Raw genomic sequence first — 12974 nt, 5'->3', positions numbered from 1 at the left:
GGAATGATTGAAAGCCGTCAGTGTCGAAGCATGGCGAACAGCGGGTGCGGTACATACGTATCGCCGGTTGAAAATGTCCTGGTTTGCTGGAAGGGGTCGCTCCCTTGTCTGGCTCTGGCGATCTCCCCTTGAAGATGACAGTGCGTGCGCAAAGGACCTCATGAAGCATAAAAGGACTCTCGGAACGCCACGGTTGTTGGGCATCGTCTGGCCATTTATCGCCGTCGTGTTATTTCAGGCGTTATTGGGGGGCGTGAGTCTTTACGTCCTGTCGGCCGTTCGCGGCTATGTCGCCGGCGAGAGTCTCTGGTCCAAGGGCCAGAAAGACGCCATCTATTACCTGAACCTGTATGCCGACAGCCGCGACGAGGCGATCTTTCTCAAATACAAGGAAGCGATTGCCGTGCCTCAGGGCGGTCACCAGTTGCGTCTGGCGCTGGATCGTCATCCACCGGATCTGCAGGCGGCACGGGAGGGGATCCTCAAGGGCGGCAACCATCCCGATGATGTGTCGAGCCTGATCTGGCTGTACCTCAATTTCCGTCATTTCAGCTATCTGGAAACCGCGATCGACCGCTGGACCATCGGCGACGCCTATCTGGTGCAACTGGACAATGTCGCGCGCGAGATGCATCAGGGCATCAGTGGAAACATCGCGACACCGGCTGATATCCAGCACTGGAAAGCGCAGATCTTTGCCATCAACGACGGTGTGACGCCGGCGGCCAAGGCATTCAGCGATGCCTTGGGTGAAGGCTCGCGGATGATCCTGCGCCTGCTGTTGTTCACCAACCTGGCCACAGCGCTGGGGTTGATCGTGCTGGCATTGTTGCGCACCCACAAACTGCTCAAGCAGCGGCATGCCTTCGCCCAGGCGCTGCAACTGGAGAAGGATCGGGCACACATCACCCTGCAATCGATTGGCGACGGGGTGATCACCACCGACGTCAACGGCGCGATCGATTACATGAACCCGGCGGCGGAGGCGATGACGCACTGGAAGTCCGAGCACGCGGCGGGGTTGCCATTGGCAGCGCTGTTCAATCTGCTCGATGACAATGCGCAGACCGAAGGGCTGACGCTGATCGAGCACATTCTCAGCGGGCAACTGATCGGTGGCAGCGAGCACTCCAAACTGATTCAGCGCCTGGATGGCAGCACGGTCTCGGTGACGCTGGTGGGCGCGCCGATCCGCAACGCCGAGAAGGTTATCGGTACGGTGCTGGTGCTGCATGACATGACTCAGGAACGGCAATACATCGCCAACCTGTCGTGGCAGGCGACCCACGATGCCCTGACCGGTCTGGCCAACCGCCGCGAGTTCGAATATCGCCTGGAACAGGCCCTGCACAACCTGACGCGCCAGCCCGGTCGGCATGCGCTGATGTTTCTCGATCTGGACCAGTTCAAACTGGTCAACGACACCTGCGGTCACGCCGCCGGCGATGAGTTGCTGCGGCACATTTGCACGCTGCTGCAATCGGGCTTGCGCGAGAGCGACACCCTCGCGCGGCTGGGCGGCGACGAGTTCGGAATTCTGCTGGAGAACTGCGCCCCGGATGCCGCCGAGAAAATCGCCGAGAGCCTGCGCCAGACCGTGCAGAACCTGCACTTCGTGTGGAAGGGGCGGCCGTTTTTGACCACTGTGAGCATTGGCCTGGTGCACATCGCCCAGACCCCGACCACCCTCGAGGCGTCATTGCGCGCCGCCGACATGGCTTGCTACATGGCCAAGGAAAAGGGCCGCAACCGGGTGCAGGTCTATCATGCCGACGACTCCGAACTGTCGCTGCGCTTCGGCGAAATGGCCTGGGTGCAGCGCCTGCACATGGCGCTAGAGGAAAACCGCTTCTGCCTTTATGCCCAGGAAATTGCTCCGCTGGGCGCTACAGCCCATGGCGGGGGGCACATCGAAATACTCTTGCGTCTGCATGACGAAGCCGGACGGATGATCCTGCCGGACAGTTTCATTCCGGCGGCCGAACGTTATGGTCTGATGAGTCAACTGGATCGTTGGGTCGTCGAGAATGTTTTTAAAGTGATTGCCCAATGTATTACCGAACAACATGAAGGTCCGTTGGCAATGTGTGCGATTAATCTTTCAGGCATTACTATCGGAGATGACGCGTTCTTGCACTTTCTGCGTGAACAGTTTGTTAATTACGCTATACCCCCTGAAATGATTTGTTTTGAAATTACTGAAACCAGCGCCATTGCCAATCTCGGCAGCGCAATTAGATTTATTAATGAACTCAAAGGCTTAGGTTGTTACTTCTCACTTGATGATTTTTGTGCCGGAATGTCTTCATTCGCTTATCTGAAACATTTGCCTGTAGACTTCCTGAAGATCGACGGGAGTTTCGTAAAGGATATGCTGGACGACCCGATTAACCGCGCTATGGTCGAGGTGATCAATCACATCGGGCATGTCATGGGTAAGCAGACAATTGCCGAGTTTGTTGAAACAACCCAGATCGAGCAGGCATTGCTTGAAATCGGGGTGGATTACGCTCAGGGTTATGTCATCGAACGCCCGCAGTTGTTTACCTGCGACAGTTTGCAAAGTCGGCCCGCCAGACCGCAGCCGCTGTTGTTCAAGGCGCCTGGCACGTTCCGTTGAAATATCTTGCCGATCCTTACAATCACAAATCAAAAGGAGCCGAACAGTGATCGACACATTCAACCGAACCGGACCACTCATGGAAGCTGCAAGTTATCCTGCCTGGGCACAACAGCTCATTGCAGATTGCAGCGAGAGCAAGCGCCGGGTTGTCGAACATGAACTGTACCTGCGCATGCGCGATAACAAGCTCAGCGCCAAAACCATGCGCCAGTACTTGATCGGGGGCTGGCCAGTAGTTGAACAGTTTGCGTTGTATATGGCGCAGAACCTGACCAAAACCAAGTTTGCCCGCCATCCTGGGGAGGACATGGCGCGCCGCTGGCTGATGCGCAACATCCGCGTCGAACTCAATCATGCCGACTACTGGCTGAACTGGAGTCGCGCGCATGGCGTCAGCCTGGAGGATCTGCAGGCCCAGCAAGTACCGCCGGAACTGCATGCGCTGAGTCACTGGTGCTGGCATACGAGTTCGGCGGATTCGCTGATCGTCGCCATCGCTGCGACCAACTACGCCATCGAGGGCGCGACCGGGGAGTGGTCGGCGCTGGTCTGCTCAACTGGCGTGTACGCGGCAGCGTTCCCGGAAGAAGAGCGCAAGCGTGCAATGAAGTGGCTGAAGATGCATGCCCAGTACGACGACGCGCACCCCTGGGAGGCGCTGGAAATCATCTGCACGCTGGCGGGCATGAACCCGAGCAAGGCGCTGCAGACCGAGTTGCGCCAAGCGGTGTGCAAGAGCTACGACTACATGTACCTGTTTCTGGAGCGTTGCATGCAACTGGAAACCGCCGAGCGGGCGTTGCACGGGCGTGAACGCCGGGCACTTGTAGAGAGCTGATTTTCGGCAAAACGCCAAAGCAAATGTGGGAGCGGGCTTGCTCGCGAAAGCGGTGTTTCAGTCAGCAATTGTTTGACTGGCACACCGCTTTCGCGAGCAAGCCCGCTCCCACAGTGGTTTTTGGGTATCTGCAAGGACTCAACCCGCCATCGCCAACCGATTACGCCCCTCGCGCTTGGCCACGTACAGCGCACTGTCGGCCCGGCGCAGCAGGCTGTCAGCTGACTCTCCCGGCAACAGAGTCGAGCAGCCAAGGCTCACGGTCAGGTCGATCAGTTTGCCGTCCGCGAAATATTCTGCAGTCTGCGCGGCGTGGCGCAGACGCTCGCCGACCATCGCTGCCGCTTCCCGGCCGGTGTTGCACAGCAAGATCAGAAATTCTTCCCCGCCATAGCGAAACACCATGTCAACGTTGCGTAGCTGGCCCTTGATCGAAGCTGCCACCGCTTTGAGCACGTCATCCCCGGCACTGTGGCCGTGACTGTCGTTGACCCGCTTGAAGTGGTCGATGTCGAGCATCAGCACCGACAGCGGTTGCAGGTGCCGGCGGGACATGTCGATCTCGCGTTGCAGGGTCTGCTCCATGGCGATCCGGTTGCCGGTTCCGGTCAACGGGTCGCGCAGCGCACTTTGTGTTGCCGCGCGGTAGAGCAGGGCATTGCGCATCGGGAACAACAGCGACGACAACAGCGATTCGAGGTTGCCCTGATCCTGCTCGCTGAAGCGCTGGTTACGACGAAACACCAGTTCGCCCAAATGCTCGCCTTCGTGGCTGAGGCTGTAGCTGACCGAATGGTGACCGCGGGCACCGAACTCCAGGCGCAAGTCGCTGCCCGAATGCACGTAGCTCAAGGCATCCAGCGGCACAAGACGCTGAACTTCGCGGAAAAACAGACCGAGGATTCGTTGCGGCTCAAGACTGGTTTGCAGTTGCAGGCTCATTTGCTGGCGCAATTGCGCCAGGCTGGCCGGGCGTTCCAGAAGCGGAGGCAGCTGACCAAAGCCCAGGCGTTGCAATTTGGCACTGTCAAAGTCAATTGCATTGGTCTGGGAAGGTGATTTCATATGGCGTGAGCCCCTAAGCAGTAAGTCTGTCTTACAGGCTGGGTGAGAGCGGCTATGGGCTGCGCGTCATACTGATCCATCAGTCCCGTAGGACATTTGGCGTAAGTTTAGTCTTCCTGATGACGATTAGTCAGCTATCGAAATCGGCCTTGCCCCAGTGCCTTCACACGGCATGCTTTGAGGAAAATTAGAGCGAAAGTCGTGCCATTCGGTTCAGGTTTATTAAAACCTTTATGAATCAACAGGATGGCTTTGTGCTTTGAGGGCGGGTGGCGGATATTTGACTGAAGTGTGACGGTGGGAAGCGGCAATTGCGTGCCGCGACGGTAATCCGCCACGGCAACAAAAGCGACGTATGGCAGTTATTGCGCGTTGAATGCCTGGCCATTGATGCCTGCGCTGTCCGGGCCCATCAGGTACAGGTACACCGGCATGATCTCTTCCGGGGTCGGATTGTTCAGCGGGTTTTCTCCCGGATAGGCCTGTGCACGCATGCTGGTACGCGTGCCGCCCGGGTTGATGCTGTTGGAGCGCACGGGTGCCACGCCATCGACTTCATCGGCCAGGGTTTGCATCAAGCCTTCGGTAGCGAACTTCGATACTCCGTAAGCGCCCCAGTAGGCCCGGCCCTTGCGTCCGACGCTGCTGGAGGTGAACACCACCGAGGCATCCTGCGACAGCTTGAGCAGCGGCAGCAGGGTGCTGGTCAGCATGAACATGGCGTTGACGTTGACTTGCATGACACGCATGAAGTTTTCGCCCGACAGCTGCTCGATCGGCGTGCGCGGGCCGATGATCGAGGCGTTGTGCAGCAGGCCGTCGAGGTGGCCGAACTCGGTTTCGATCATCGCCGCCAGCTCATCGTATTGATGGGGCAGGGCGGTCTCGAGGTTGAACGGGATCACTGCCGGTTGTGGATGCCCCGCCGCTTCAATCTCGTCGTAGACCTGAGTCAGATTGGCTTCGGTCTTGCCCAGCAGCAGCACGGTGGCGCCGTGAGCGGCGTAGGTTTTCGCGGCAGCCGCACCGATGCCACGGCCGGCACCGGTGACCAGAATGACCCGATCCTTGAGCAATTCGGGACGGGCGGTGTAATCGAACATAAAAACCTCACAATCCATTCATGAAGACCTGCTTCCTTGTGGTGAGGGAATTTATCCCCGACCGGCTGCGAAGCAGTCGTAAACCTGCATATCGAATCGACCTGAAAGATTGCGGGGGCTGCTTCGCAACCCATCGGGGATAAATCCCCTCGCCACAAAGGCCGTTTTCAGCAGCTGCACAGCGCGCTGTCGAGCACCTTGCGCAACTCCAGCGGATGATCCACCACCACATCCGCGCCCCAGTGCCGCGGGTTGTCGTCCGGGTGGATATAGCCGTAGGTCACGGCGCAGGTCTTGGTGCCGGCATCACGGCCCGACTCGATATCGCGCAGATCATCGCCCACAAACAAAACCGTCGACGGATCCAGATCAAGCATTTTGCACGCGAGGATCAGCGGCTCCGGGTCCGGCTTGCTGTTCTTCACGTGATCCGGGCAGATCAGCAGCGCCGAGCGCTCGGCCAGCCCCAGCTGTTGCATGATCGGCTCGGCGAACCGCACCGGTTTGTTGGTGACCACGCCCCAGATCAGGTTGGCCCGCTCGATGTCGGCCAGCAGCTCGCCCATGCCGTCGAACAGCTTGCTGTGTACCGCGCAACCGGCCAGATAACGCTCGAGGAATTCCTGACGCAGTTCCTCGAAGCCCGGCGATTCCGGGTCCATCGAGAACGTCACCGCGACCATGGCTTTGGCGCCGCCGGAGATTTCGTCGCGGATGTGCTTGTCGTTCATCGGCGGCAAGCCGCGATCCGCGCGCATCGCCTGACAGATGGCGATGAAGTCCGGCGCGGTGTCGAGCAGGGTGCCGTCCATATCGAAAAGGACTGCTCTGATGGCCATCGGCTTATTCCTCGCGCAGGGTCTGGATCATGTAGTTGACGTCAACGTCGCTGGCCAGCTTGTAGTGCTTGGTCAGCGGGTTGTAGGTCAGGCCGATGATGTCCTTGACGGTCAGGCCGGCGATGCGGCTCCAGGCGCCCAGCTCGGACGGGCGGATGAATTTCTTGAAGTCGTGGGTGCCGCGCGGCAGCAGCTTCATGATGTATTCGGCGCCGATGATGGCGAACAGGTACGCCTTCGGGTTGCGGTTGATGGTCGAAAAGAACACCTGGCCGCCGGGCTTGACCATGCGGTAGCAGGCGCGGATCACTGAGGACGGGTCCGGTACGTGCTCCAGCATTTCCAGGCAAGTGACCACGTCGAACTGCTCGGGCATTTCTTCAGCCAGGGCTTCGGCGGTGATCTGCCGGTATTCGACGCTGACCCCGGACTCCAGCTGATGCAGTTGCGCAACCGCCAGTGGCGCTTCGCCCATGTCGATGCCCATGACAGTGGCGCCGCGCTGGGCCATGGCTTCGCTGAGGATGCCGCCGCCGCAACCGACGTCGAGGACTTTCTTGCCGGCCAGATTGACTCGCTCGTCAATCCAGTTGACGCGCAGCGGGTTGATGTCGTGCAGCGGTTTGAACTCGCTTTCACGGTCCCACCAGCGATGGGCCAGGGCTTCGAATTTGGCGATTTCGGCGTGGTCGACGTTGCTCATGATGTATTCCTCGAAAAACTTGAAAGGGGCTGTAGCCGCGGAGTCTGCTCCGCGGTGTTTACGATTCGGTGTGGCCGCTGATGCGCTGGCCCCAGGCCCGGGCGGTGGCGCCCAGCTGTTGTTCGTCCAGACGGGTCAGGCGCCGGTCGTCGAGTAACTGTTTGCCGGCGACCCACAGGTGTTTCACGCAGTCGCGGCCGGTGGCATAAATAAGCTGCGACACCGGGTCATAGACCGGTTGCTGAGCCAGGCCGGACAGGTCGAAAGCGACGATGTCCGCAGCCTTGCCGATCTCCAGCGAACCGACCTGCGCCTCGATGCCCAAGGCCCGTGCGCCGTTGAGCGTGGCCATGCGCAGCGCACGATGGGCGTCCAGCGCGGTGGCCGAGCCGGCGACGGCTTTGGCCAGCAGCGCGGCGGTGCGGGTTTCGCCGAGCAGGTCGAGGTCGTTGTTGCTCGCCGCGCCATCGGTGCCGACGGCGACGTTCACGCCAGCCTGCCACAGGCGCTCCACCGGGCAGAACCCGCTGGCCAGCTTCAGATTCGATTCCGGGCAATGGATCACGCTGGTGTTGCTTTCTACCAGCAATGCCAGATCGTCATCGCTGATCTGGGTCATGTGCACCGCCTGGAAGCGCGGGCCCAGCAGGCCGAGACGACCGAGGCGGGCCAGTGGCCGCTCGCCGCGATGCTCCAGCGATTGCTGGACTTCGAAGGCGGTCTCGTGGACGTGCATGTGGATCGACGCGTCCAGCTCTTCGGCGATCACGCGGATTTTTTCCAGGTTCTCGTCGCCCACGGTGTAGGGTGCATGAGGGCCGAAAGTGATCTTGATCCGTTCGTGATGCTTCAGGTCGCCGAACAGCTCGACGCCCTGACGAATGGCCTCATCGGCGCTGCTGGCGCCGGGGATCGGGAAATCGAGGATCGGAATCGCGATCTGCGCGCGAATGCCGCTGTTGTGCACGCGCTCACTGGCGACTTTCGGGAAGAAATACATATCCGAGAAACAGCTGATGCCGCCCTTGATCTGCTCGGCAATCGCCAAGTCAGTGCCATCACGGACGAACTCTTCATCGACCCATTTGGCCTCGGCCGGCCAGATGTGGTTTTCCAGCCAGGTCATCAGCGGCAGATCGTCGGCCAGACCGCGGAACAGGGTCATCGCCGCATGCCCGTGAGCGTTGATCAGGCCTGGGGCGAGCAGCACGTCCGGCAATTCGCGGACTTCAGTGGCGTTACACTTCAATGCTTCGGCGCGCGGGCCGATAAACACGATGCGACCGTCGCGAATGCCCAGGCCATGCTCCTTGAGCACAACGCCTGCGGGTTCGACGGGTACCAGCCAGGTCGGCAGCAATAATAAGTCGAGCGCAATGGCAGGTTTCGGCATCGAGGGTCGGTTCCAGTGCTTTTGTAAAGGATGGCGAAGTATACCCGAGCGTCTTCGCGGGGGGATCGCTATAATCGGCGGCTTTTGTTCATGAGTGCGGGGTGAGGGATGCGCGATCGACTGTTGGCTGCGGAGAAAGTAAAGGCCATCGATTGGCGAGATGGCGCGCTCCACCTGCTGGATCAGCGTATTTTGCCGTTCGAGGAAACCTGGATTGCCTACACCAGCGCTGCCGGTGTGGCTGAGGCGATTCGTTCGATGGTGGTGCGTGGCGCACCGGCCATCGGCATCAGCGCGGCCTATGGCATTGTGCTGGCGGCCCGCGCTCGCGTGGCTGAAGGCGGCGACTGGTACGCGGCGCTGGAAGAGGATTTCGCCCTGCTGGCGGATTCCCGCCCGACGGCGGTCAACCTGTTCTGGGCGTTGAATCGCATGCACGATCGGCTCGATCGTCTGAAGGACAATGCCGATCCGCTGGTGGCGCTGGAAGCCGAAGCCATTGCCATTCATGAAAGCGACCGCGAAGCCAACCTGACCATGGCCCAGCTCGGCGTCGATCTGATCCGCAAGCATCAGGGCAATGCCCAGGCGATCCTGACCCACTGCAATACCGGCGCCCTTGCGACCGGCGGTTTCGGTACCGCGCTGGGGGTGATTCGTGCGGCGTATCTGGAAGGCATGGTCGAGCGGGTGTATGCCGATGAAACCCGGCCATGGCTGCAGGGTTCGCGCCTGACCGCGTGGGAGCTGGCGAACGAAGGCATCCCGGTGACGCTCAATGCCGATTCGGCTGCTGCGCACATCATGAAAACCAAGGGCGTGACTTGGGTGATCGTCGGGGCTGACCGCATCACTGCCAATGGCGACGTGGCGAACAAGATCGGCACCTATCAACTGGCGGTCAACGCCATGCACCACGGCGTGCGTTTCATGGTGGTGGCGCCGAGTTCGACCATCGACATGCATCTGGCCAGTGGCGACGACATCCCGATCGAGGAGCGTGACGGCGCCGAGCTGCTGGAGGTCGGTGGCAAGCGCGTGGGGGCGGACGTCGAGGCGTTCAACCCGGTGTTTGACGTGACGCCGGCGGATCTGATCGATGCGATCGTCACTGAAAAGGGCATCGTCGAGCGGCCGGATACGGCGAAAATGGCTCAGCTGATGTGCCGCAAGCGCCTGCATTGATGGGCTGTGGCGTCTGAAAGGACGCCATCGCCAGCAGGCTGGCTCCTACATTGATTGGTGTCGAACGCAAACCCTGTAGGAGTGAGCCTGCTCGCGATGGGGCCGTCAAAGTCAATAAACATCTCCAAACCAAGCCCCAAATCTGCATTCAAAGAAGCTCTGAGCCTCTCTCGTCCCCTTTACGCCTGTCATCGGTCAACTAACTATGCTCCATGCGCATCTGGGGGATAGGTGCGTGGCGGCTCTTGTGATAACATCCGGCGTTTTCCGAGGCAGCTTCACGGAGCTGTCTTTACTGCGCAAATCCACGGTCCGAATTGTTGATTTGTCGTAAGTCGGCGCATGGCACTCAGCCTGCCCCGACGAGCTTCGTACATCCCATATGGATATGACGAAGTTTCACCAGAAAAAGGAATCAGGCTTCTCATGGGCGAACTGGCCAAAGAAATCCTCCCGGTCAATATCGAAGACGAGCTGAAACAGTCCTACCTCGACTACGCGATGAGCGTAATCGTCGGCCGTGCACTGCCGGATGCGCGCGATGGCCTCAAGCCCGTGCACCGTCGCGTACTGTTCGCGATGAGCGAGCTGGGCAACGACTTCAACAAGCCGTACAAGAAATCTGCCCGTGTTGTCGGTGACGTGATCGGTAAGTATCACCCGCACGGTGATACCGCGGTGTACGACACCATCGTCCGCATGGCTCAGCCTTTCTCCCTGCGCTACCTGCTGGTTGACGGTCAGGGCAACTTCGGTTCGGTCGACGGCGACAACGCCGCGGCCATGCGATACACCGAAGTGCGCATGACCAAGCTGGCGCACGAGCTGCTGGCCGACCTGCATAAAGAAACCGTGGACTGGGTGCCGAACTACGACGGCACCGAAATGATCCCGGCGGTGATGCCGACGCGCATCCCGAACCTGCTGGTCAACGGTTCCAGCGGTATCGCCGTGGGCATGGCGACCAATATTCCGCCGCACAACCTCGGTGAAGTCATCGACGGTTGCCTGGCCCTCATCGACAACCCAGAGCTGACCGTCGATGAGCTGATGCAATACATCCCCGGTCCGGACTTCCCGACGGCCGCGATCATCAACGGTCGTGCCGGCATCATCGAAGCCTACCGTACCGGTCGCGGCCGCATTTACATGCGTGCCCGTTCGATCATCGAAGACATCGACAAGGTCGGTGGTCGTCAGCAGATCGTCATCACCGAACTCCCTTACCAGCTGAACAAGGCGCGTCTGATCGAGAAGATCGCCGAGCTGGTCAAAGAGAAGAAACTCGAAGGCATCACCGAGCTGCGCGACGAGTCCGACAAGGACGGTATGCGCGTCGTGATCGAACTGCGTCGCGGCGAAGTGCCTGAGGTGATCCTCAATAACCTCTACGCCCAGACCCAGCTGCAATCGGTATTCGGCATCAACATCGTCGCGCTGATCGACGGCCGTCCGCGCATCCTGAACCTCAAGGATCTGCTGGAAGCCTTCGTCCGTCACCGTCGCGAAGTGGTCACCCGTCGTACCGTATTCGAACTGCGCAAGGCCCGCGAGCGTGGTCACATCCTTGAAGGTCAGGCCGTTGCCCTGTCGAACATCGACCCGGTGATCGCCCTGATCAAGGCCTCGCCGACCCCGTCGGAAGCCAAGGAAGCGCTGGTCAGCACCCCTTGGGAATCCTCGGCGGTGGTGGCGATGGTGGAACGTGCCGGCGCCGATTCGTGCCGTCCGGAGAACCTCGATCCGCAATACGGTCTGCGTGAAGGCAAGTACTTCCTGTCGCCAGAGCAGGCGCAAGCCATTCTGGAACTGCGTCTGCACCGTCTGACCGGTCTGGAACACGAGAAGCTGCTGGCCGAGTATCAAGAGATTCTCAACCAGATCGGCGAGCTGATCCGCATCCTCAACAGCGCCGTGCGCCTGATGGAAGTGATCCGCGAAGAGCTGGAAGTGATCCGCGCCGAATACGGCGACGTGCGTCGCACCGAGATTCTCGATGCGCGTCTCGACCTGACCCTGGGCGACATGATCCCGGAAGAAGAGCGCGTCGTGACCATCTCCCACGGTGGCTACGCCAAGACTCAGCCGCTGGCTGCGTACCAGGCTCAGCGTCGTGGCGGCAAAGGCAAATCGGCGACCGGCGTCAAGGATGAGGACTACATCGCTCACCTGCTGGTGGCCAACAGTCACACCACCCTCCTGCTGTTCTCCAGCAAGGGCAAGGTGTACTGGCTGAAGACTTACGAAATTCCGGAAGCGTCCCGCGCCGCCCGTGGTCGCCCGCTGGTCAACCTGCTGCCGCTGGATGACGGTGAATACATCACCACCATGCTGCCGGTCGAGGAATACACCGAAGGTCACTACATCTTCATGGCGACCGCCAACGGCACCGTGAAGAAGACCCCGCTGGAATCCTTCAGCCGTCAGCGCAGCGTCGGTCTGATCGCGCTGGAGCTGGACGAAGGCGACGTGCTGATCTCTGCGGCCATCACCGATGGCGAGCGCGAAGTGATGCTGTTCTCCGATGGCGGCAAGGTAACGCGCTTCAAAGAGTCCGACGTGCGTGCCATGGGCCGTACCGCCCGTGGTGTACGCGGCATGCGTCTGCCGGAAGGGCAGAAGCTGATTTCGATGCTGATCCCGGAAGAAGGCAGCCAGATTCTCACCGCTTCCGAGCGTGGTTATGGCAAGCGTACCGCGATCACCGAGTTCCCTGAGTACAAACGTGGCGGCCAGGGCGTGATCGCCATGGTTAGCAACGAGCGTAACGGCCGTCTGGTCGGTGCGGTGCAGGTGCTCGACGGCGAAGAAATCATGCTGATCTCCGATCAGGGCACTCTGGTGCGCACCCGTGTCGACGAAGTGTCGAGCCTGGGCCGTAACACCCAGGGCGTGACCTTGATCAAACTGGCCAAGGACGAAACCCTGGTCGGTCTGGAGCGGGTTCAGGAGCCGTCGGAAGTCGAAGGCGAAGAGCTTGAAGGTGAAGAGGGTGCCGGGTTCGAGGGGGATGTCGTGATCGACGACGTTGCCGAGGACCAGCAACTCGACGCCGCAGCTGACGAAGAGCCGCAGGAATAAGCGGACAAGCGAGGGGGCGGATGAAAATTCGCCCCCTTGTTATTTGTCCGGTATGAAATTTCGACACCCATGAAGATCCAGTGTGGGAGCGGGCTTGCTCGCGAAGAGGGACTGACATTCAATGACGATGTCGCCAGTCCAACC

9 protein-coding genes are annotated in these 12974 nt (G+C 60.1%); 4 read left to right on the top strand and 5 right to left on the bottom strand.

Annotation, left to right across the window (positions count from 1 at the left end; translation table 11 throughout):
* The first annotated feature begins 160 nt into the window (after window positions 1-160).
* Together E4T63_RS19800 and E4T63_RS19795 are read left to right on the top strand one after the other, a co-directional pair.
* On the top strand, window positions 161-2620 hold the full coding sequence (locus E4T63_RS19800; RefSeq protein WP_135296313.1) for an EAL domain-containing protein: 2460 nt from the start codon (window positions 161-163) through the stop codon (window positions 2618-2620).
* 79 nt (window positions 2621-2699) lie between these two features.
* Entirely contained in the window at window positions 2700-3461 is a 762-nt protein-coding gene (locus E4T63_RS19795; RefSeq protein ID WP_262924845.1) for a TenA family transcriptional regulator, read from the top strand.
* A gap of 138 nt (window positions 3462-3599) precedes the next feature.
* On the opposite strand, the gene E4T63_RS19790 is transcribed toward E4T63_RS19795, so the two are convergent.
* From E4T63_RS19790 to E4T63_RS19770, 5 genes are all read right to left on the bottom strand, one after another.
* On the bottom strand, window positions 3600-4526 hold the full coding sequence (locus tag E4T63_RS19790; protein ID WP_027612413.1) for a GGDEF domain-containing protein: 927 nt from the start codon (window positions 4524-4526) through the stop codon (window positions 3600-3602).
* 362 nt (window positions 4527-4888) lie between these two features.
* A complete protein-coding gene (locus E4T63_RS19785) occupies window positions 4889-5629 on the bottom strand; it encodes a YciK family oxidoreductase (protein ID WP_065257167.1) in 741 nt (246 codons plus the stop codon).
* Between the two features lie 167 nt (window positions 5630-5796).
* Window positions 5797-6468 (bottom strand): N-acetylmuramic acid 6-phosphate phosphatase MupP, encoded by a 672-nt coding sequence (gene mupP / locus E4T63_RS19780; protein ID WP_003226921.1) that lies wholly within the window; start codon window positions 6466-6468, stop codon window positions 5797-5799.
* Window positions 6469-6472: 4 nt separating this feature from the next.
* Window positions 6473-7171 (bottom strand): bifunctional 2-polyprenyl-6-hydroxyphenol methylase/3-demethylubiquinol 3-O-methyltransferase UbiG, encoded by a 699-nt coding sequence (gene ubiG / locus E4T63_RS19775; RefSeq protein WP_096794918.1) that lies wholly within the window; start codon window positions 7169-7171, stop codon window positions 6473-6475.
* Between the two features lie 58 nt (window positions 7172-7229).
* A complete protein-coding gene (locus tag E4T63_RS19770) occupies window positions 7230-8564 on the bottom strand; it encodes a TRZ/ATZ family hydrolase (protein WP_007963617.1) in 1335 nt (444 codons plus the stop codon).
* Window positions 8565-8672: 108 nt separating this feature from the next.
* On the opposite strand from E4T63_RS19770, the gene mtnA reads away from it, so the two are divergent.
* Together mtnA and gyrA are read left to right on the top strand one after the other, a co-directional pair.
* Window positions 8673-9749, top strand: a complete 1077-nt coding sequence (gene mtnA / locus E4T63_RS19765) for an S-methyl-5-thioribose-1-phosphate isomerase (RefSeq protein WP_096794920.1) — start codon at window positions 8673-8675, stop codon at window positions 9747-9749.
* 426 nt (window positions 9750-10175) lie between these two features.
* Entirely contained in the window at window positions 10176-12830 is a 2655-nt protein-coding gene (gyrA, locus tag E4T63_RS19755) for a DNA gyrase subunit A (protein WP_098964976.1), read from the top strand.
* Window positions 12831-12974: the final 144 nt, after the last annotated feature.

The organism is Pseudomonas fluorescens (assembly GCF_004683905.1).
Lineage (GTDB): Bacteria > Pseudomonadota > Gammaproteobacteria > Pseudomonadales > Pseudomonadaceae > Aquipseudomonas > Aquipseudomonas putida_A.
This window is presented reverse-complemented; position numbering and strand designations above follow the sequence as displayed.